This window comes from Sphingomicrobium arenosum (genome assembly GCF_026157085.1).
GTDB classification, from domain to species: Bacteria; Pseudomonadota; Alphaproteobacteria; order Sphingomonadales; family Sphingomonadaceae; genus Sphingomicrobium; species Sphingomicrobium arenosum.
The window spans coordinates 1126636-1147191 of the sequence record NZ_JANPVN010000001.1; the positions used below are offsets into that span (position 1 = coordinate 1126636).

Consider the following 20556-nt stretch of genomic DNA (forward strand, 5'->3'; position numbering starts at 1 on the left):
CGCCACTCTTACCGCAGGAGGGTTAATTTCCCGACAGCCTCGATGCTTTTTCGATGCTGCACCGCAACGAATTAACCGATCTTCTGGCCGGTCGCTTCCCAGTCCTTGAGGAAGGCGGCGAGGCCCTTGTCGGTGAGCGGGTGGTTGAACATCTTCCAGATCACCTCGGGCGGGGCGGTCATCACGTCGGCGCCCATCTTAGCCGAATCATGGATGTGGATGGGGTTGCGCACGCTGGCCACGAGGATCTCGGTGGCAAAATCGTAATTGTCGTAGATGAGGCGGATGTCGGCGATGAGCTCGATGCCGGGATAGCCGACATCGTCGTGGCGCCCGACAAAGGGCGAGACGAAGCTCGCCCCCGCCTTGGCCGCGAGCAACGCCTGGTTGGCCGAGAAGCAGAGGGTGACATTGACCATCGTGCCATCGCCGGTCAGCGCCTTGCAGGTCTTCAAGCCCGCGGGCGTGAGCGGCACCTTGATGGCGATATTATCGGCGATTTTCCTGAGGACCTCGGCCTCGCGCATCATCTCGTCATGCTCGGTGGCGACGACTTCGGCGGAGACGGGGCCGTCGGTGATGGTGCAGATTTCTTTCGTCACCTCGATGATGTCGCGGCCCGACTTCTTGATCAGCGAGGGGTTGGTGGTGACCCCGTCGAGGAGTCCGGCGTCGGCCAGTTCCTTGATGTCGTCGATGTCGGCGGTGTCGGCGAAGAATTTCATGGTGGAGGCTCCCCTCGGGCTGGCGCTGCGTTCGGCTATCCGATAGCCAAGACAGGAAGCCCCGTCACCCGGTCAGGACAGGAAATTTCATGAGCGAACACGTCAAGGTCAGCAACGCAGGCGGCAGGCTCGACATCGTGCTGGCCCGCCCCGATCGCCGCAACGCCATCACCATCGCCATGTATGCCGCCATGGCCGAGGCGATCGAGGGGGCCAATGCCGACGGCTCGGACACGCGGCTCATCACCCTGTCGGGCGAGGGCGTGGACTTCACCGCGGGCAACGACCTCATGGACTTCATGCAGGAAATGCCCAAGCCCGGCGAAGAGGTCGATATTCCCGTCTGGCGCTTCCTGCGAGCAATGGCGACCAACCGGGTGCCGGTGCTGGCCAAGGCGCACGGCAATGCCATCGGCATCGGCACGACCATGCTGTTCCACTGCGACCTCGTCATCGCCGCCGAGGACACGCGCTTCAAGATGCCCTTTACCGAATTGGGGCTGGTGCCCGAGGCGGCAAGCTCGCTCATCCTGCCCGAATTGGCGGGAAGGCGCGCGGCAGCGCGCTACCTGTTGTTGGGCGACAGTTTCGGGGCGGCCGAGGCCAAGGCCATCGGGCTGTTGAGCCACGTCGCGCCGCATGACGCGCTCGACGAGAAATTCGACGCCATCGCCGCGACGATCCTGTCGCGCCCGCCCGAGGCGATGCGCCAGACGCAGGCGCTGCTCAGGAAGGTCGATACGGGCCGCATCCTCGAGCGCATGACGCTGGAAAACGGCAAGTTCGCCGAACGCTTGGCGTCCGACGAACTCAAAGGCGCCATTGCCGCCTTTTTCGCCGCGCGCGGCGGCGGCGCGGGCTAGCGCCTAATTGGCGACGTAGACGCGCTTGTTGCGCGAAATGGCGATGTCCGGACCCGGCAGGAACAGAAGATCGGTCTTCTGGTTATAGGTCACCCTCAAATCCACATAGCCACCCGTATTGTTGTACACCGGCGCGTCGATGGCGAAATTGCCCGGCCCGATGCCGTAGACGCGATTGTTGATCTCGTTGGTGATGTCGTTGGTGGTCGGGGTGGGATAGATGGTCGCGAGGCGCGCGCCCTCACCCAGCGCATGCTGCATCCCTGCGACCGCGCGCATGACGAGCCCCATCTGCACGACCATCCACAGCATGACGATAAAGATCGGCAGCGCGAAGGCCATCTCGATGGCGGCGGCCCCTTCCTCGCTGCGATTGAGCCGTTTGACGAAGCGCTTGATCATTGCGTGCGAATCCCTGTTTCGACGGTGATCGGAAACTTGCCGTCCTTGGAACCGAGACCGGCGAGGCGTGGATCGAGGACGGGATCGAAATTGTCGGTGATGGTGACGGTCAGGTAGCGCCGCTCGAGCGTGGTGGTCGACGGGCAATCCATGGCCGACGTATCGATATTCTCCCACGCGGTACCGGCATCGATCAGCGCCTGCACCGCAGCGACCGCCGTCGTGATGTTGGTTTCCGTTCCGTCGCATTCGCGGACATATTTCACCGACACTTGGCTTTCAGGCACTCCGGCGGCGGCGGCGGCTTCCTTGGCCAGCGTGCCGTGCACGGTCTCGGTGGTGGTCGTCTGCATCACCTTTTCGATCGCGCGCTGCGCGCCCTGCTCGATGGCGAGCTTGCGGCTATAGGCCATGGACATGTCGACGACGCCGACGATCATCACCGCCATCACGGGCGCGACCAGCGCCAGTTCGATGGTGGCCGAGCCACGATCTTCGGCAGCCAGGCGTTTGAACATCCCCATCATCACGCCACCAGTCGGACGAGACGCCCGCCTTCGAACGAAGGAATGCCCTTGGACGCGCAATCCTTTTTGATCTTGGTGGTGTTGCCCGTGGTGTTGTTACCCGAGAAGGTCACGCGCCGCGACACGATGCGCGTGCAGACAAAATCGCTCGTGCCATCACCGTTATAGGCCAGCCCCTGGTTGGGGAAATAGAGCACGCCTTCGATGATGCCCGTGGAGCCGCCGTTGATCTTGTTGGGGTTCTGCTTGGGCTGGTTGACCGCGCGACGGTCCTGATAAATCGCCATGCCGGCCCAGGTCCCGGTCGTCGGCGCCGACAAGGTCATCTTCGCTTGGGCGTTCATGTCGAAGGTACCGATGGTCGCGGTCGACGAGGTATTCCTGTTGGTCAGGACGATCGTCACGTCGGTCCCGGTCAGCGTCCCTTGGATGTTCACATTGCCGCCATCGATATAATAGACACCCGCGGGCAGGTTCACGGTCGTGTTGGAGGCGACGTCGATGCCGGAAAAGCAATTGATGGACTTGTTGCCGTTGGCGGCATAGCTCGCGTCGAAATCGTAATCGGCAGTGATCGTCGGCGCGGTGCTGATGGTCTCGTTCGGTCCGCCGCGAACCACAACCTTGGTGGAGGTGCAGTCCATCACCGAGGGATCGGGCGACAGGCTGGCATAGGGGTCGGTCATCTTCGACACATAGGGATCGTATTTCTCGACGACCCAGTTATCCGATTTCTCGATGCCGCCGACCGAGGCGATGACGCTCGCCTTCATCGTGACATTGCCCTTGGCGATCGCCGAGTTGGCGGCCGAGGAATTGGTGATCATGCCGCAGTCCATCTCGACCCCGGCATTACCCGAACCGGTGATGCCGGTGTTCGAGGTGTCCTCGAGGCTGATGACGCAATAATCGTCGGTGCCGGGCACCGAGGCGGCGGTCGATTCGGCGTAGATGGCGGGCGCGGCCGACATGAACATGCCGCTGAAGGAGAGCGGGCGCGCCACTTGGAGCGCCACCTTCACCCGCAGCGTCTGCGTGCCGTCGGTGCTGTCGGCAACGAGGCTCGTTTGCGGGAAGCCTGAGGAAAGCGCGATACCGGTATGGTGGTTGAGCGCGAGATCCTTGGTGACCGCGGCCTTCACCTTGTCGAGGTCGTTCTTATACTGGACGCGCTCGTAGACGCCCGCGATGGCGGCCGAGTCTGCCGCGCGCTGCAACTGGCGCTTCCACAAGGTCCACTGGATCGTGTCGGTGGCAAGACCCGCCGCGCCCACGAACAGCGGCAGTGTCGCCCCCATCACGACCAGCACATTGCCTCGCTCGTCATTCCACATCTTGTTCAGCAGCTTGCGCATGCGTTTGGCCTCCCGGCTTTCTCCCAATTGGACCATGCCATAGCGCGCGGATGGTGAGCGAAGCCTTGAACTTCATGGTTAACGAAGCGTAACGAACCGCCGCCACCTGTCCCTCCCCGCTCCCCCTTGTCGCCGCGCACGCGCCGTCTTACATTGGTGATACAGTGATTATGGCTTGCCATGGCGCGCCCGCTTGGGTCACCCTCGCGAAAACGTCAGGCTCCAGCCGAAAAGAGGGACTTCATGGCCGAACCGACCACGACCGCGACCGCGACCGAGACCACCACCACGATCAAGCTCGACCCGCCCGAGGTGTTGCAGCCGATCGCCAGCCATCAGGCCGCCGGGCTCGTCCCCTTGAAGGAAGAAGAGCGCAGCCAGCTCGACAACAAGGTCGACAGCTTCGTCGAGGAATTGGCCGCGCTCGACGCCAACAGCCCCGAATTCGGCAAGAAGGTTGACCAGCTGACCGCCATGGGCCGCAAGGAAATCCAGGAGGCCGCCGGCGCCTCCTCGCGCTTTCTCGACCGCCCGGTAAAGGCGATCGACAGCGACACCGGCATCGGCGCCGATCTCACCAAGCTTCGCCAGACCGTCGAGGAACTCGATCCCAGTGAGAATTCCAAGATGTTCACCGGGCGCAAGCTCTTGGGCATCATCCCCTTCGGCAATCGCGTGAACCGCTATTTCGACAAATATCGCTCGGCGCAGAGCCATATCAGCGCGATCCTCGACCGTCTCGGCAACGGCAAGGACGAGCTCCTCATGGACAATGCCGCGATCGATACCGAGCGCGCAGGGCTCTGGAAGACGATGCACAAGCTCGAGCAGATGATCCACATCTCCAAGCAGCTCGATGCCGCGCTCGAGTCCAAGGCGAACGAATTGGACGCGACCGATCCCGCCAAGGCCAAGGCGATCCGCGAGAGTGCGCTCTTCTACACCCGCCAGCGCACGCAGGACCTGCTGACGCAAATGGCGGTAACGGTGCAGGGCTATCTCGCATTGGACCTCGTCAAGAAGAACAATGTCGAGCTGGTGAAGGGCGTCGATCGCGCCTCGACCACCACCGTCGCGGCGCTGCGCACCGCGGTTACCGTCGCGCAGGCGATGAGTAACCAGAAGCTTGTGCTCCAGCAGATCACCGCGCTCAACACCACGACGGCGGGCATGATCGACAGCACCGGCGAATTGCTCAAATCTAACACCGCGCAAATCCACGAACAGGCCGCGAGCTCGACGATCCCGCTGGAGACGCTCCAGCGTGCCTTCCAGAACATTTACGACACGATGGATTCGATCGACCAGTTCAAGCTGCAGGCCTTGGGCAACATGAAGCAGACCGTCGACGTGCTCGAGGACGAGGTGAAGAAGTCGAAGGGCTATATCGCCCGCGCCGAAGGGGTCGAACAGGCCAAGCTCGAAAAGCAGCCCTCGCCCTTCGAGGCGCTCGAATAGGAGCAGCCAGGCCATGAGCATCGAGGAAGGCATCGCCGCGGTCGAGCGGCAGGCGCGCGAGATGGAGCGGCTTCCCGCCGTACAGGCGCGCACCGACGCGTCGATCAGCCGCGCGACACGAGTGATGACCAACCTCGACCGCGAGACGCGCCGCGCCGATCTCGAACAGATGGGCCGCGACATTACCGACGGGCTCATTCGCGCCGGGCTGGCCATCGGGCTCGTCAGCATCGTCACCATCGGCATCGGCATGGTCGTGCCGATCGGCCTGTTCGGCTTCCTCGCCGCGGTCGGCATCGCCATCGGGCTGGCCGCCATCGCCGCCTTCTTCCCGCGCCAGGCCGCCGCGACGATGGGCGAGGTCGCAAGCAGCATCGGCAATGCCGACCTTGCCAAGCGCTTCGACAATTTCCTGCACCGGGCCCGCCGCGACCTGCCCAACGTCGCGCGCGCCGAACTCGACGAGCTGCGGCGCAAGGTCAAGGAAATGGCACCGCTGCTCGATAATGCCGATGCCGGCGATCCGCAGGTCGCCGATGCGCGCCGCTTGATGAGCCAGCACCTGCCGCTCCTCATCGAGCGCTATGAGCAGGTCCCCGAAAGCTATCGCCTGACGCGCGACAACGAAGGGCTGACGGCCAACCAGCGGCTCGCCGACGGGCTTCGCTCGGGCCGTCAGGCATTGGACGAGCTGGGCGAAAGCCTCGCCAGGAAAGACATGCACGCGCTCGAAAGCCACGGCCGCTTCATGCGCGACCGCTATGGCGAGAAGAAGAGCGAGTTCGACCGCTAATCGACACGTCAACCGTCGCCCCAGCGCTTCGCTGGGATGACGATCAGCTGGTGACGCCGGAAGCCTTGAGAGCGGCAAGCGTGTCGGCATCGCAATAGCGCGCCAGCACCTCGTCCGTATGCTCGCCCAGCGCGGGCGGGGCGAGGCGCGCATCGGCACGCGCACCGTCGAGGCGGATGGGCGAGCCGACCATGGGCACTTCGCCCAAGGCCCCCTCCCCGCGCTGCTGCAGTGCGCCGCGATGCCGCGCCTGCGGATCGCCGAGCGCTTGGCTCACGCTGTTGATCGGCCCTGCCGGAATGCCCGCCTCGAGCAGCTTTTCCATCCAGTGCGCGGCGGGTGCATCGGCGATGACCGCGCCGACCTTGGCGACGATCGCCTCGCGATTGGCGACCCGCGCGGCATTGGTGGCGAAGCGTTCGTCGCTGACCCATTCGGGATGGCCGCAGAGCTTGGCGAGGCGCGCGAACTGGCCGTCATTGCCGACCGCGATGATGAGCGGCTGATCCGCCGCCATGAAGGGCTGGTAGGGCACGATATTGGGGTGGCTGTTGCCCTGCCGCCCCGGATCGTGTCCCGAGACCAGCGCGTTCGATGCCTGGTTGGCGAGCACGGCAAGCTGGGTATCGAACAGCGCCATGTCGATATGCGCGCCCTCTCCTGTCTTCTCGCGCTCGTGGAGCGAGGCGAGGATGGCGGAGGTCGTATACATGCCCGTGAAGATGTCGGCGATGGCGACGCCGACGCGCAAGGGCCCACCATTTTCCATCTCGTCGGGCAGACCGGTGAGGCTCATCATCCCGCCCATCGCCTGGACGATATAGTCATAGCCCGCGCGGGCGGCATAGGGCCCGTCCTGCCCGAAACCGGTGACCGAGGCGTAGATGAGCTTCGGATTGGCTTCCCGCAGGCTGGCGGCATCGAGACCATATTTGGCCAGCCCACCGACCTTGTAATTCTCGACCAGCACGTCGGCCTCGGCGGCCATCTTTCGCACCACCGCCGCGCCGTTTTTAGACGAGAAATCGAGGGCGACGCTCTTCTTGCCGCGATTGGCGGCGAGAAAATAGGCGGCGACGCGTGTCCCCTCATGCTCGTGCCACGGCGGCCCCCAATGGCGCGTGTCGTCACCCGCGCCGGGGCGCTCGATCTTGATCACATCGGCGCCGAGATCGGCGAGCAATTGCGTGCACCACGGCCCCGCCAGCACGCGGCTGAGGTCGAGAACCTTGAGGCCTTTCAGCGGCGCAGCACTCATGCCGCATTCCTCCATTTTTTCTTGTCGGACAGGATGGTTTTGGCGGCATTATGCCCCGGCGCGCCGGTCACTCCGCCGCCGGGATGCGCGCCCGAACCGCACAGATAGAGCCCGTCCAATGGCATCCGGTAGCTCTGGTCGCCGAGCCTTGGTCGGGCGGAGAAGATCTGGTCCAAGGTCATTTTGCCATGGAAGATATCGCCGCCGATCAGGCCGAAGCGACTTTCGAGGTCGGCGGGCGAGTGGATCTGGCGCGCGATGACGCTGTCGGCAAAGCCCGGCGCATAGCTGTCGACCGCCGCGATGACCGCATCGGCCGCCGCCTCGCGCTCCTCAGCCCACTTCCGCTTGCCCGGCAGCTTGTAACGGAAGTGCTGGCAGAAGAGGCTGGCGACATGCTGGTGCTTGGGCGCGAGCGTGTCGTCCAAGGTCGAGGGGACCAGCATCTCGACGATCGGGTCCGCGCTCCACCCATCGAGCACGGCGCTGGCGTGCGCGCGCGCCATGTGATCGAGGCTGGGTGCCATGATGATGCCTGCGGTCAGATGATCGCCGCGCCCGGGGATGCTGATGAAGCTCGGCAGGCGCTTCAGCGCCACGTTCATGCGGAAGGTCGCGCTTTCGCAGGCCCAGCCCGCATAGTGCGCCGCCACCTCCTCGGGCAGCGCGCCCTCGGGCATGAGCTGTGTCGCAAGGAGGCGCGGATTGGCGTTCGACACGACGACTTTCGCGCGGATCGCCTTGCCCCCGACCACCACGCCGCAGGCGCGCCCGCCTTCGACGATGACTTCCTCGACCGGCGCGCCGAGGCGGATGTCGCCGCCCGCCTCGCGCACGCTGCGCGCCATCGCCTGCGTGATCGCGCCCATCCCGCCAATGGCATGGCCCCACGCCCCCTGCACCCCGTTCGCCTCGCCGAGGAGGTGGTGAAGGAGGACATAGGCCGTGCCGGGCTCGTAGGGCGACGCTAAATGGCCGACGATGCCATCGAAACCGAACAGCGCCTTCGTCAGCTCGCCCTCGAAACGCGTGTCTAGGACGTCGCCCGCGCTCTTGAGGAAGAAGCGGCTCAGCGTCTCCACCTCGGCGCGATCCATGCCGACGACATCGCGCGCCAGCCGAAGCCAGTCGCCAAGCCCCGAGACGCTTTTCGCAGCCACGGGCGGCGCTTTCAGCATCCAGCGTCGCACCAGCGCGACGAGGCCCTGCAACTCGGCCTCATAGCCGTCATAAGCGGGTCCGTCGGCCTTGTGATGGCGCACGATCTCGCTGCGCGTCAGCCCGCCGCGCCCGCTGAGCAGGTATTCGGCCCCGCGCGTGGGCAGGAAATTATCGACCTTGCGCAGCACCACTTCGAGCCCGTGGCGGTACAATTCCATGTCGCGGATGATCTTGGGCTGGAGGAGGCTCACCGTGTAGCTGGCAGCCGAGTTGCGAAAGCCCGCGTGGAATTCATCGGTCACCGCCGCGCCGCCGACCGTATCGGCCGCCTCGACGACGAGCACGTCCAGCCCCTTCTTCGCGAGGTAGAAGGCGCAGGTCAGCCCATTATGGCCGCCACCGATGATGACGGCGTCATGCATCAGCGCATCAGCACCAGTTCTTCGGCCATCGTCGGATGCAGCGCGATCGTGTCGTCGAACGCCTGCTTGGTCAGCCCTGCCTTCACCGCCACGGCGGCGGCCTGCATGACCTCGGGCACTTCGGGGCCGATCATGTGGATCCCGACGATGACGTCGGTGTTGGCGTCGGTGACAATCTTGTAGAGCGAGCGCTCGTTGCGCCCCGCGAGCACATTCTTCATGGCGCGAAAATCGCTGGTGTAGGTCTTGTAGGCCCCGCCCAATTTCTCGCGCGCCTCGCTCTCGGTGAGGCCGACGGCGGCGATGGGCGGGTGGCTGAAGACCGCGCTCGGGATATTGTCGTAATCGACCGTGCGATCTTGTCCGTCGAACAAATTGTCGGCCACCGCATGACCCTCGCGGATCGCGACGGGGGTCAGTTGCACCCGGTCGGTGACATCGCCCACGGCATAGATGTGATCGACGCTGGTCTTAGAATATTCATCGACGCAGATGGCGCCCCTATCGCCCGTCTTCACGCCCGCTTCCTCGAGCCCCAGCCCTTCGACATTGGGCTCGCGCCCGGTGGCGAAGAGCAGCGCGTCCACCTCCATGTCCTCGCAGCCGTTCATGGTGAGGTGGAGCGAGCCGTCCTCCTTCTTCTCCACCTTGTCGAAGGTCGAGTTGAAGATGAAGCGGATGCCCTTGGTCATCGAGATCTGGAGCAAGCGGTCGCGCACCTGATGGTCGTAGCCGCGCAGGATGCGATCGCCGCGATTGACGATGGTGACGGTCGAGCCGAACTCGTTGAAGATACCTGCGAACTCATTGGCGATATAGCCGCCGCCGGAGATGGCGATGCGTTTCGGCAGCTTGTCGAGCTTGAACACGTCGTTGGAGACGATGGCATGTTGCTGGCACCCCTCGATCTCGGGAACGTGCGGGCGCGCGCCCACCGCGATGAGGATGTTCTTGGCAGTGACGCTGCTGCCGTCCGACAGCTTCACCTCGTGCCCGCCGCCGAGCGATGCGCGGCAGTCGTGGATGGTGACCTCATTGCCCTTGAGCGTGTTGCGATAGAGGCCCTCCAGCCGGTCGACCTCGTCGGCGACATTGTCGCGCAATTTCTTCCAGTCGAAGCTCTTGCCCTCGACTTCCCAGCCGAAGCGCGCGCAATCCTCGAGATCCTCGGCGAAATGCGCGCCATAGACGAGCAGCTTCTTGGGCACGCAACCGCGAATGACGCAGGTCCCGCCGACGCGATATTCCTCGGCGATTCCGACCTTGGCGCCATGGCTTGCGGCGATGCGCGCGGCGCGCACCCCGCCAGAACCGGCGCCGATCACGAACAGGTCATAGTCGAAATCACTCACAGGCCGGCCTTTCCGATCAATGCCTTGGTGGAGGGGTCGAAGTCCTCGCGGGTCTCGGGATCCTCGATCGCGCGCGCCATATCCTTGCCGAGCTCGACGCCGAACTGGTCGAAGGGATTGATGCCCAGCATCACCGCTTCTGCAAAGGTGCGATGCTCGTAAAAGGCGATGAGCGCACCGAGCGTGTGCGCATCGAGCTTGTCGAGGAGCAGCGTTGCCGACGGGCGGTCGCCCGGATAGGCGCGCGCCGCATCCTCCTCATTGGCCCGCCCCGCCATCAGCGCGGCGCCCTGCGCGAAGGCATTGAGGAGGAGCTGGCGATGCTGACGCGGATCCTGGCTGTCCTCATTCTCGATGACGGCGACGAATTCCACCGGCACGAGATGGCTGCCTTGGTGCAGCAGCTGAAACACCGCATGCTGCCCATCGGTCCCCACCCCGCCCCACAGGATCGCGCTGGTCGGACGGGTCAGCGGCGTGCCATCAGCGGTCACGCCCTTGCCGTTCGATTCCATCACCAGCTGCTGAAGATAAGGGGCGAGGAGCCGCAGCCGCTCGTCATAGGCGAAGATCGCGCGCGTCTCGGCCCCGCGGTTCTGTGTGTAATATAGATCGCTGAACGCCGCGAGGATCGGCGCATTCTTCTCGACCGGCGATAGTTTGAAATGGCGGTCCATCGCGGCGGCGCCTTCGAGCAATTCTTCGAACCGCTCGTAGCCCAGCGCCAGCGCGATCGAGACGCCGACCGCGCTCCACAGCGAATAGCGCCCGCCGACGCTCTCGGCGAAGGGCAGGATGCGGGTCTCGTCGATCCCGCTCTCGATCGCCTTGTCGGGGCTCGCGGTCACGGCAATGACGCGGCCATAGGGATCCTCCAGCCCCGCGCCCTCGAGCCAGTCGATGGCGGCATCCAAATTGGTCAGCGTCTCCATGGTCGACCAGCTTTTCGACACGGCGACGACCAGCGTCGTCTCGGGGTCGAGGCCGATCAGCGCCTCGTCCATCGCCTCGCCGTCGATATTGGCGACGAAGCGCAGGTCGACATTCTGCCCCTCGCGGCCCAGCGCATCGACGATTAGCGCGGGGCCGAGCACCGAGCCGCCGATGCCGATGTGGAGCACCGCCTCCACCTCGCCGAAGGCCTCGGCCTCGATGGCATCGATCAGCTGGCGCATCCGGCGGCGCATCGCGGCGGCGAGCTCATTGTCCTCATTGCCGCCCTCGCCGCGCTCGGCGACATGGGTGGCGGCGCGCCCCTCGCTGGGGTTCACCACCGCGCCCGAGAAGAGCGCCTTGCGCGCCTCGTGAAGCTCGCTGGCGTCCGCCAGTTCGCCGAACATCTTGACGAGGTCGGCATCGAGATGGGTTTTGGAGAAGTCGAAGCGAATGCCGCAATCCTCGACCACCAGCCGCTCCAGCCGATCGGGTTCGGCGTCGAACAACGCGCCGATCGGCGGGCCTTCGTAATTGGCGATGGTGTCGAGGGCGGCGGCGCGGGGATCGTTGCTGTCGGTCATCGCGCGCACCCATAGCGAAGCCTCGCGCGTTTGCCATCCCTGCTTGACCTTGCCCGCGCGGGCGTCGAAGGGAAGCCGTGATGGCAAAGACCAAAGAAAAGAAGCCCGAAACGCTGGGCTCGATGACCCGCTTCCTCCTCGGCCTCGCGCTGTTTGCCTGGATTTTCAGGAGCTTCATCGTCGCGCCCTTCTCGATCCCCTCGGGCTCGATGCTGCCGACCATGTGGATCGGCGATTATCTGTTCGTCGGCAAATGGCCCTATGGCTATTCCAAATACAGCTTCCCGCTCGGCATCCCCTCGTTCGAAGGTCGCATCATGGAAAGTCTGCCGACACGCGGCGATGTCGTCGTTTTCCGCCCGCCGGGGCAGGAAGACAGCGATTTCGTCAAGCGCGTGATCGGGCTTCCCGGCGATCGCGTGGAATTGCGGGGCGGGGTGGTGATCCTCAACGGCGAGCCGATCAAGCGCGAGCGGCTGCCACGCGACTTCGCCATGCCGGTCACGCCCAACAGCGAATGCAAGCCCGCGCCCCGTGCCCGGCCCTTCGTCCAGCCGGGCAATGACGGCGTGATGCGCTGTCTCTACCCCGCCTTCCGCGAGACGCTGCCCTCGGGCCGGAGCTATACCGTGCTCGACCAGACCACCGTCGGCGACGGCGACGACCGGGCGCCGGTCACGGTGCCCGAAGGGCATGTCTTCCTGATGGGCGACAATCGCGACGACAGTCTTGACTCGCGCTTCACGCCGGCGGTGGGCGGTGTCGGGCTCGTCCCAATGGAGAATCTCGTCGGACGCGCGCTCGGTAACTTCTGGTCCACCGATGGTTCGGCCGAATGGTATTTGCCGTGGACCTGGTTCACCGCGCTCCGCCCGGGACGCATCGGGGTCGGCTATGGCGACTGATCCCGCGATCGAGGCGGCGGCGCTGGCGCGCACGCTGTTCGACCACGAACCTGCCGATCCGACCCTCTTCGTCGCCGCCCTTACCCATGGCAGCCACACCAGCACCCATCGCGGCTCGGCCAGCTACGAACGATTGGAATTTCTCGGCGACCGCGTCCTCGGGCTCGTCGTCGCCGACTGGCTCTACTCCCGCTTCCCAAACGAGGAAGAGGGCAAGATCGCGCGGCGCTACAATGCGCTGGTCGCGCGCGAGACCTGCGCCGAGGTCGGCCGCTCGCTCGGCCTGCCCGACCATATCCGTCTCGGCCGCCAAGCGCGCGACGACAAGGCGCAGCAAAGCGACAATGTCATCGGCGATGTCGTCGAGGCGCTGATGGGCGCGCTCTATCTCGAAGCCGGCATGAAGAAGTGCGAGCGCTTCGTCCACACGCATTGGGCCCCGTGGCTCGATGGGCAGCGCAAGGCCCCCGTGCATCCCAAATCGGCGCTGCAGGAACTGGCCGCGGCGAAAAAACTCGGCGCGCCGACCTATGAAAAAACGGGCATCAAGGGCCCGCCGCACAATCCGATTTTCACCGTGCGCGTGACCCTGCGCCACTATACCGCCGAGGCCGAAGGCTCCTCCAAGCAGGAAGCCGAAACCGAAGCCGCCAAGGCGCTCCTGAAGGAATTGAAAGCATCATGACCAGCTGTGGTCTCGTCGCCGTCCTCGGTGCCCCCAATGCAGGCAAGTCGACGCTCGTCAACGCGCTCGTCGGCCAGAAGGTCGCGATCACCAGCCCCAAGGCGCAGACGACCCGCGCGCGCCTCATGGGCATCGCCATCCATGACCAGGCGCAGATCCTGCTCCTCGACACCCCCGGCATCTTCGCACCGGGCCGCCGCCTCGACCGCGCGATGGTCAAGGCCGCCTGGGACGGCGCCGAGGATGCCGACCGGCTCGTCGTCATCGTCGATGCCGCCGCCGGGATCGGCAAGCGCGTCGAGATGCTCGTCGAGGGCGTTCTGGAGCGCAAGGAGCCGCGCATCCTCGTCCTCAACAAGGTCGATCTCGTCAAGAAGGCCAAGCTGCTCGAACTGGCGCAAGCGCTGTCCGAACGGCTCGAACCCGAGGCGGTCTTCTTCGTCTCCGCGACCAGCGGCGACGGCGTGGCGGACCTCAAGCAGCATCTCGCCGATGCCATGCCCGAGGGGCCCTGGCACTTCCCCGAGGACCAATTGTCGGACGCCACCGACCGCATGATCGCGGCCGAATTCACCCGCGAACAGCTCTACAACCAGCTCCATCAGGAACTGCCCTACGCTTCCACCGTCGTCACCGAGAAGTGGGAAGAGCGAAAGGACGGCTCGACCGCCATCCACCAGCAGATCCGCATCGCCCGCGACAGCCAGAAGGGCATCGTGCTCGGCAAGGGCGGCTCCAAGCTGAAGGCGATCGGCGAACGCGCGCGTGCGGAAATCGCCGAGCACCTCGGCCGCCCCGTCCACCTGTTTCTCCACGTCAAGGTCGATCCCAAATGGGACGAGGACCGAGAGGTCTATGACGAGGTCGGCCTCGACTGGAAGGTCTGACGTACGGCGGATTTTGCCACTTCCGAGGTGCGAAATGCCAAGACGGCATCGCACCGAATGCGTATTGCCGTATTAAGTCACTGCAATAGCTGGCAAAGGCGTTTCTGGCACGGTTCTTGAACCTTTTCCCCCGAGCGGTCCGACCGTCGGATCGCGCTGAAAGAGGGAAGATTCATGATCACCATGCTGACCGCCGCCGCGCTCGCCGCCAATCCCGCGCCGACCTACCATCAGGTCGACGTCGACGGCGACACGATCACCTACGAGATGCGAAAGGATGCCAAGGGGCGCGACGAATTTGTCGGCCGCACCCGCGACGGGCGCCTGTTCCGCTTCCTGCTGCGCGACAACGGCGTGGTTACCGGCCGCGTCGGCAAACAATCGGTGCGCTTTCGCGTCGACCTCGACTAGCCGTCCAGCACTTCATCGACGAACGCCGGCACGATCTCGCTCGCGGGACCGTGCCGGTGCTCGTGGAACAGCTCGCTCCCCGCGCTCGGCTCGAGGTTCAATTCGACGCAATGCGCGCCGCGATAGCGCGCCGACTGGACGAAGCCCGCCGCCGGATAGACCGCACCCGAGGTGCCGATCGACACGAACAGGTCGGCGCGCATCAGCGCCTCCTCGATGCGGTCGAGACCATGCGGCATCTCGCCGAACCAGACGATGTCGGGACGAAGCTCTGGCGCGCGGCACCACGGACAGGGCGGCGCGGGCAGCAGATCGCCCTCGATCGGCGACCGCTCGGCACAGTTGAGGCAGAGCGCGCTTTTGAGTTCGCCATGCATGTGGAGCAGCCGCTTGGCCCCTGCCCGCTCGTGCAAATCGTCGACATTCTGGGTGACGATGAGCAGGTCGCCATCCCATTCGGCATCGAGATAGGCGAGCGCCTCATGCGCGAGGTTGGGCTGTGCCTCGGCAAGCTGCGCGCGCCGCGCGTCATAGAAGCGCTGCACCAGCTCGGGATCGCGCGCGAAGGCCTCGGGCGTGGCGACATCCTCGACGCGATGCCCTTCCCACAGGCCATCGGCCCCGCGAAAGGTGGCAAGGCCGCTTTCCGCGCTGATCCCCGCGCCGGTCAGGATGACGATATTCTCATAGTGCATGCCCCCGACCATGGCGGGCCGGGGGCAGCGAGGAAAGGGTCTAGCCCCAATCCTCCATTAGATATTCCTGCCAGCGCTTGTCATCGTCGAGCGCGACCGCGAGGCGGCGGATGACTTCCCAGCCGTCGGCGCCATTGGTGAGGATCACCACGCCATTGCGATTGACGAGGTCGTAATAGGCCAGCGCCGCCTCGCCGAAATCGCCGCCGGTATGCTCCATGATCTTGCGGTCGCCATAATCGAAGATGAACCAGCCAAGCCCCCAACCCGATGCCGGGGCGCAGAAATCGGCGCGATCCTCGCCCTTGCAGGCGCTTTTCGCGCGGAAGTCATGCTGGATCGTGCGCTGCTCTTCGCGCAGTTCGGGCGAGACATCGTCGCCTTCCATCGCATCGATCATGAAGCGCGCATATTCGCGCGGGGTAGAGCGCATGTCGTCGGAGGCGACCATCTCGTCTTCGTGCACCGCGTTGCGCACGCTCATCCCCTTCTTATAGGGAACCGCGAGGCGACCGCGAAAGTCGCGGGTCTTGGTGAAACTGGTGAGCGGCATATCGTTTTCGGCAAAAACCAGCCTCTTGGCGGTGCGTTCGAAATCGCGCCCCGTCGCCTGTTCGACCGCCTTGTACATCCATTCATAGCCCTCGCCCGAATAGCCAATGTCGGTATCCGGATCGCGAATGAACTTGAGGACACCGTCGGTTTCGAAGCGCCAATTGGGAAAGCCGGTGCGATGACGCATGACCAGCCGCGGCGTGATCAGCTGCGCGCGCGGATCATCCTTGATGTCATCCTCGAGGATATGGTCGGCCAGCGTCATGCTGAGGTCGACCTCGCCGCGAGTGGCGAGGCGCAGCACCGTCTCGGCGGTCACCGGCTTGGACAGCGAGGCGACATTGTAGAGCGTCTCCTCGTGGGCATCGACGCCCCATTCCTGTTCGCCATGATGGGTGACGAACTGGATCTCGCCATCCTCGATATAGGCGATGCCGACGCTGGGCACGTCATATTGCGCGAGCAGGCGCGGCGCCATTTCATCGACAATGGCCAGCTTGGGATGGGCGGCGGGTGCCGCAGAGGGAGCTTCGGGGGCAGGAGCGGCAAGCAGCGCCGCGGCAAAAGTGAGAAACATATCGGGTTTCCATAAGCAGTTGAACGTTGCGCCCTCGGGCTGCCGCACCGCCTCCCGCCCTGTCACCTCAATCTTCCTGAAAATGGCTACCTCAAGATTTCTGAAAGCCGTTGACCTTGCAGGATGAATTGCGCACCTCCGCGGCCATGGAGCCCTTTCGCCTCGACGACCTCGTGATCGACCCTGTCGCCGGCACCGCGACCCGCGATGTCGAACCCGTCGCGCTGTCCGACCTGTCCGTGCGCGTGCTGGTCGCGCTCGCCGAGGCTTTTCCCGAGCCGCTCGATCGCGACGCGCTGGCCGAGAAAGCCTGGGGGCAGGCGCATGTCAGCGAACAGACGCTGATGCAGCGCATTACCATGATCCGACGCGAACTCGGCGATGACCGGGCGCGCCCACGCTATGTCCGCACGGTGCGCGGCAAGGGCTATGCGCTCGCCGTCTCGCCCGACCAGCTGCCCGCCCACACCGGCGATGCTCCGCCGCCACCTCGTCGGCGCTGGCGTCGTCTCGTCGTCGGCTTCCTCCTGTTCCTCGCGCTGCTCGCTGCCGCGCTCTACGCCACGCGCCAGGCGACCATCGAACCCGTGCTCTACGACGCCCGGCGCCAGTCGCTGCGCATCGATGGCCATGGCGCGACCTTCCTGCCCCCGATCCGCGCCGAGGCGGCAGGGCACGACCTGCTCATCGTCGGCCTGCCCGAACAAGAGGAGGTGCTCGTCCACCCAGAGGCGCGCAACATCCTGTGCGCACTGGCGCGTGGCGAGGGTATCTATACTACCAGCCCACCCGAGGAATTGCGCGACTGGCTCGCCGAGCTAACCTCCTCCTGCCCCTCGAACTGAGCCGTTCGCGCCACACCGCCGCTTTTTGTCCCGGATGGGGAAACTATCTCGAATGTGACGCTTTTTCGCGTTGACACTCATGTCAACAGGGGCAACATTGTGACCATGTCAGAGCGTGCTTTCCATCATCCGATCGGGATCGAACCGACCGACATCGACCATATGGGTCATGTCAACAATTCGGTCTATCTCAAATGGGTGCAGGACGCCGTCGTCGACTATTGGTCCAAGGTCGCGCCGCCCGACGCGGTCGCGCGCCACCTGTGGGTCGCCTTGAAGCATGAGATCAGCTACCGCCGCCCCACCTTCCTCGATGATGTCGTCGTCGCCGACGTGATCGCCGAAAAGGTCTCGGGCGCGCGCGCTTTCTTCACTACCGTGATCAAGCGCGGCGAGGAAACCATCGCCGAGGTGAAGAGTGTCTGGTGCTGCCTCGATGCCGTCAGCCAGCGCCCCGCGCGGCTCGCCAAGGACGTCGTCGCCCGCTTCGTCGAGCGCTAGGCGCGCCCCCCACCCACGCGCTGTGCAACCGGCGAAACGACTCGCCTTTCTGTTTAATTTCGATTAACCCTGTTTTCGGGGACGACGCCGGCCTGGCCGTAGCGTTCGTAATTTTCCGCCCGCTTGTCCGGGCGACGTTGTTCTCTTGCTGAAACGCCGGTCCGTGGGGGCTCGGCCATCACATAGGGGACGATCATGAAAAAGCTGATGCTCGCGGCCACCATTGCCGCTGCCACCATCTGGGCCGCGCCCGCCGCTGCGCAGGACTGGCCGATGACGCCGGGCCATTATTGGGAAGTCACCGGGGTGAGCGTGGATGACGGCCACGCGCTCGACTATGCCAACTGGCTTGCCTCGCGCTGGGTCTCGAACCAGGAATTCGCCAAGTCGCAGGGCTGGATCGCGGGCTATCACATCCTCAACAACGTCCACGCCCGCGATGACGAGCCCGATCTCTACCTCATCACCATCTTCGACGAGATGGTCGATGCCGAGGAAGGCGAGCGCCGCCGCCTCGCCTATCAGCAGCACATGCAACGCAGCGCCGCGCAGCTTCAGCAGGAAAGCGGCCAGCGCGCCACCTATCGCCATGTCGGCAGCACCATCCTGCTGCGCGACATGGTGATGGACTAGACGATCGACTGCCCCCGCCGCGGCCTCGCTTGCGCGGGGCCGCGCGGACGGGCAAGAAGATGCGCATGAAAATCGCGCTCATCGCTCCCGACGGCCGCATGGGGCAGGCCATCAAGGCCGCCGCAGCGGATACCGACATCGCCATTGTCGACACGGGCGCCGACGTGCTCATCGACTTTTCCGCGCCCGATGCGCTGCGCGGCTCGATCGACCGCGCCTTGAGCGAGAATGTCCCGCTTCTCGTCGGCACCACCGGGCTCGACGAAGGCCATGACCAGCTGCTCGAGGAAGCCGCGCGCGACATCGCTGTCTTGAAGGCGCCCAATACCTCGCTTGGCGTCGCGCTGCTCGCCGACCTCGTGACCCGGGCCGCGCGTATCCTCGGCGAGGACAGTTGGGACATCGAGATCGTCGAGGCGCACCACCGCCGCAAGGCCGATGCCCCCTCGGGCACCGCACTCCACCTCGGCCTCGCCGCCGAAAAGGGCCGCGGCGAGGATGCGCATGACGAACTCGGCCGTTGCGGCACGGGCCTCAAGCGCGAAGCCGGCGAGATCGGCTATGCCGCCGTGCGCGGCGGCACGGTTGCGGGCGATCACGACGTCCTCTTCCTCGGCCCCGATGAGCGCCTGATCCTGTCGCACCGTGCCGAAAGCCGCGCCATCTTCGCGCGCGGCGCACTCACCGCCGCGCGCTTCCTGAACGGCCGCGAGCCTGGCCTCTATTCGATGGCGGACGTGATCGACGCCGAATGAAGAAGGCCGACGTTTTCGAATTTTATTCGCGGCTTGCCGAGGACAACCCCTCGCCCGAGACCGAGCTCGAATATGGCAATGCCTACCAGCTCGTCGTCGCGGTCGCGCTGTCGGCGCAGGCCACCGATGTCGGGGTCAACAAGGCCACGCGCGCCTTGTTCGAGAAGGTGAAGACGCCGCAGCAAATGCTCGACCTCGGGCTCGAGGGACTGAAAGAGCACATCAAGACCATCGGCCTGTTCAACCAGAAGGCCAAGAATGTCATCGCCGCCGCGCGCATCCTCGTCGAGGAACATGGCGGCGAGGTGCCCGAGACGCGCGAGGCACTGGAAGCGCTGCCGGGCGTCGGGCGCAAGACCGCCAATGTCGTGCTCAATACCGCTTTCGGCCAGCCTGCCATCGCGGTCGACACGCATATCTTCCGCGTCTCCAACCGCACCGGGCTCGCCCCGGGCAAGACCGTGTTGGCGGTCGAGAAGAAACTGGAAAAGGTCACGCCCGAGCCCTTCCTCCTCGGCGCGCATCACTGGCTCATCCTCCACGGGCGCTATACCTGCAAGGCACGCACGCCCGAATGCTGGCGCTGCATCGTGTCCGACCTGTGCCGCTTCAAGAAGAAGACCCCAGCGCCAAAGGGTAAGGCCCGCTAGGCTGCAACGCCATCGCGGCGGCGCACTACACCGCGTCCGCCACCTTCACCACCGGGCTTCGTATGCGCTCGAAGCCGCCGACACTTCTGCGCCCACGGCACCCACAGGGGCTACCTGTCACAAAAGTGACGCCAATAAACCTCGTAATACCGCCGAAGCTCCTGCGCGAATATGACAGTTTGATGAAATATTTGCAGCAGTGGCGTTGCAAATCTGCCCGCCTTCTGTCATGAGAATGCAAGAGAAGGAGATCGCCCATGCGCCGTTTGACCCTTGCCGCTGCCGCCTTGACGGCCATGACCGCCACCCCCGCCCTCGCCCAGCAAGGCGGCTATGGCAGCGATACCGCCTTCGAGGAGATGATGGCAGGCGACTATGACCGCGCCGAGCGCAAGCTGCTCGAAAGCGCCCGCACCGATGTCGGCGCGCGAATCAACCTTGCCCAGATTTTCGCGTCGTCGGGCCGCGAACGACAGGCTGCGATCCTATTGCGATCGGTCATGACCAATGACGATATCGCGCTCGAAGGCGTCGATGGCCGCATCCTGTCGAGCCATGATGTCGCCCAGACCCTGCTCGGCCGCATGGGCCAGGCCGAAATGCTCGCCAGCGCCGAGCGCTAGG

General features: G+C 64.9%; 23 protein-coding genes. 13 read left to right on the forward strand and 10 right to left on the reverse strand.

Annotated features, from left to right (window positions below; genetic code table 11):
• Positions 1 to 71 precede the first annotated feature (71 nt).
• Positions 72 to 725 carry a fructose-6-phosphate aldolase gene (gene fsa, locus NUW51_RS05515; protein WP_265563506.1) on the reverse strand — a complete coding sequence of 218 codons (654 nt, stop codon included), beginning with the start codon at positions 723 to 725 and terminating at the stop codon, positions 72 to 74.
• An 89-nt stretch (positions 726 to 814) separates the two neighbouring features.
• On the opposite strand from fsa, the gene NUW51_RS05520 reads away from it, so the two are divergent.
• A complete protein-coding gene (locus tag NUW51_RS05520) occupies positions 815 to 1588 on the forward strand; it encodes an enoyl-CoA hydratase-related protein (RefSeq protein WP_265563508.1) in 774 nt (257 codons plus the stop codon).
• A gap of 3 nt (positions 1589 to 1591) precedes the next feature.
• Here the strand turns inward: NUW51_RS05520 and NUW51_RS05525 are convergent, their stop codons facing one another.
• From NUW51_RS05525 to NUW51_RS05535, 3 genes are read right to left on the reverse strand one after another with little or no spacing between them, the layout of a single operon-like run.
• On the reverse strand, positions 1592 to 1990 hold the full coding sequence (locus NUW51_RS05525; RefSeq protein WP_265563512.1) for a TadE/TadG family type IV pilus assembly protein: 399 nt from the start codon (positions 1988 to 1990) through the stop codon (positions 1592 to 1594).
• On the reverse strand, positions 1987 to 2508 hold the full coding sequence (locus NUW51_RS05530; protein WP_265563514.1) for a TadE/TadG family type IV pilus assembly protein: 522 nt from the start codon (positions 2506 to 2508) through the stop codon (positions 1987 to 1989). The genes NUW51_RS05525 and NUW51_RS05530 overlap by 4 nt, the downstream gene beginning before the upstream one ends.
• 8 nt (positions 2509 to 2516) lie before the next feature.
• The gene (locus tag NUW51_RS05535; RefSeq protein ID WP_265563516.1) at positions 2517 to 3872 is read right to left on the reverse strand and encodes a Tad domain-containing protein; all 1356 of its coding nucleotides are present in this window, start codon (positions 3870 to 3872) and stop codon (positions 2517 to 2519) included.
• Positions 3873 to 4115: 243 nt separating this feature from the next.
• Here NUW51_RS05535 and NUW51_RS05540 point away from each other — a divergent pair, with 243 nt between their 5' ends.
• Positions 4116 to 5330: a toxic anion resistance protein gene (locus tag NUW51_RS05540; protein WP_265563518.1), complete on the forward strand. Its 1215-nt coding sequence runs from the start codon at positions 4116 to 4118 to the stop codon at positions 5328 to 5330.
• Positions 5331 to 5343: 13 nt separating this feature from the next.
• The gene (locus NUW51_RS05545; RefSeq protein WP_265563519.1) at positions 5344 to 6123 is read left to right on the forward strand and encodes a hypothetical protein; all 780 of its coding nucleotides are present in this window, start codon (positions 5344 to 5346) and stop codon (positions 6121 to 6123) included.
• 43 nt (positions 6124 to 6166) lie between these two features.
• On the opposite strand, the gene NUW51_RS05550 is transcribed toward NUW51_RS05545, so the two are convergent.
• The 4 genes from NUW51_RS05550 to pgi are packed head-to-tail and all read right to left on the reverse strand — an operon-like array spanning position 6167 to position 11833.
• Positions 6167 to 7381 (reverse strand): CaiB/BaiF CoA transferase family protein, encoded by a 1215-nt coding sequence (locus NUW51_RS05550; RefSeq protein WP_265563522.1) that lies wholly within the window; start codon positions 7379 to 7381, stop codon positions 6167 to 6169.
• Positions 7378 to 8964, reverse strand: coding sequence for a phytoene desaturase family protein (locus NUW51_RS05555; protein WP_265563524.1), 1587 nt, complete (start codon positions 8962 to 8964; stop codon positions 7378 to 7380). Before NUW51_RS05555 ends, NUW51_RS05550 begins: the two co-directional genes overlap by 4 nt.
• Positions 8964 to 10316 (reverse strand): glutathione-disulfide reductase, encoded by a 1353-nt coding sequence (gorA, locus tag NUW51_RS05560; protein WP_265563526.1) that lies wholly within the window; start codon positions 10314 to 10316, stop codon positions 8964 to 8966. The genes NUW51_RS05555 and gorA overlap by 1 nt, the downstream gene beginning before the upstream one ends.
• Entirely contained in the window at positions 10313 to 11833 is a 1521-nt protein-coding gene (gene pgi, locus NUW51_RS05565; protein WP_265563529.1) for a glucose-6-phosphate isomerase, read from the reverse strand. The genes gorA and pgi overlap by 4 nt, the downstream gene beginning before the upstream one ends.
• 80 nt (positions 11834 to 11913) lie before the next feature.
• Here pgi and lepB point away from each other — a divergent pair, with 80 nt between their 5' ends.
• The 4 genes from lepB (at position 11914) to NUW51_RS05585 (ending at position 14721) form a co-directional block, all read left to right on the forward strand.
• A complete protein-coding gene (gene lepB / locus NUW51_RS05570; RefSeq protein WP_265563531.1) occupies positions 11914 to 12738 on the forward strand; it encodes a signal peptidase I in 825 nt (274 codons plus the stop codon).
• Positions 12728 to 13423, forward strand: coding sequence for a ribonuclease III (rnc, locus tag NUW51_RS05575; RefSeq protein WP_265563533.1), 696 nt, complete (start codon positions 12728 to 12730; stop codon positions 13421 to 13423). The genes lepB and rnc overlap by 11 nt, the downstream gene beginning before the upstream one ends.
• Positions 13420 to 14310 carry a GTPase Era gene (gene era / locus NUW51_RS05580; RefSeq protein WP_265563535.1) on the forward strand — a complete coding sequence of 297 codons (891 nt, stop codon included), beginning with the start codon at positions 13420 to 13422 and terminating at the stop codon, positions 14308 to 14310. Before rnc ends, era begins: the two co-directional genes overlap by 4 nt.
• A 174-nt stretch (positions 14311 to 14484) precedes the next feature.
• The gene (locus NUW51_RS05585; RefSeq protein WP_265563537.1) at positions 14485 to 14721 is read left to right on the forward strand and encodes a hypothetical protein; all 237 of its coding nucleotides are present in this window, start codon (positions 14485 to 14487) and stop codon (positions 14719 to 14721) included.
• On the opposite strand, the gene NUW51_RS05590 is transcribed toward NUW51_RS05585, so the two are convergent.
• Positions 14718 to 15416: an NAD-dependent deacylase gene (locus NUW51_RS05590; protein WP_265563539.1), complete on the reverse strand. Its 699-nt coding sequence runs from the start codon at positions 15414 to 15416 to the stop codon at positions 14718 to 14720. The genes NUW51_RS05585 and NUW51_RS05590 overlap by 4 nt on opposite strands.
• A gap of 40 nt (positions 15417 to 15456) precedes the next feature.
• Positions 15457 to 16548, reverse strand: coding sequence for a serine hydrolase domain-containing protein (locus NUW51_RS05595; protein WP_265563541.1), 1092 nt, complete (start codon positions 16546 to 16548; stop codon positions 15457 to 15459).
• A 116-nt stretch (positions 16549 to 16664) separates the two neighbouring features.
• Here NUW51_RS05595 and NUW51_RS05600 point away from each other — a divergent pair, with 116 nt between their 5' ends.
• From NUW51_RS05600 to NUW51_RS05625, 6 genes are all read left to right on the forward strand, one after another.
• Positions 16665 to 17393 (forward strand): winged helix-turn-helix domain-containing protein, encoded by a 729-nt coding sequence (locus tag NUW51_RS05600; protein WP_265563543.1) that lies wholly within the window; start codon positions 16665 to 16667, stop codon positions 17391 to 17393.
• A gap of 105 nt (positions 17394 to 17498) precedes the next feature.
• Complete coding sequence (locus NUW51_RS05605; RefSeq protein WP_265563545.1) at positions 17499 to 17894, forward strand: acyl-CoA thioesterase; 396 nt, start codon at positions 17499 to 17501, stop codon at positions 17892 to 17894.
• A 195-nt stretch (positions 17895 to 18089) separates the two neighbouring features.
• Positions 18090 to 18527, forward strand: coding sequence for a hypothetical protein (locus NUW51_RS05610; RefSeq protein WP_265563547.1), 438 nt, complete (start codon positions 18090 to 18092; stop codon positions 18525 to 18527).
• 65 nt (positions 18528 to 18592) lie between these two features.
• Positions 18593 to 19282: a 4-hydroxy-tetrahydrodipicolinate reductase gene (gene dapB, locus NUW51_RS05615; protein WP_265563549.1), complete on the forward strand. Its 690-nt coding sequence runs from the start codon at positions 18593 to 18595 to the stop codon at positions 19280 to 19282.
• Entirely contained in the window at positions 19279 to 19932 is a 654-nt protein-coding gene (nth, locus tag NUW51_RS05620; protein ID WP_265563551.1) for an endonuclease III, read from the forward strand. Before dapB ends, nth begins: the two co-directional genes overlap by 4 nt.
• 257 nt (positions 19933 to 20189) lie before the next feature.
• Positions 20190 to 20555, forward strand: coding sequence for a hypothetical protein (locus NUW51_RS05625; RefSeq protein WP_265563553.1), 366 nt, complete (start codon positions 20190 to 20192; stop codon positions 20553 to 20555).
• The last annotated feature ends 1 nt before the right edge of the window (position 20556 follow it).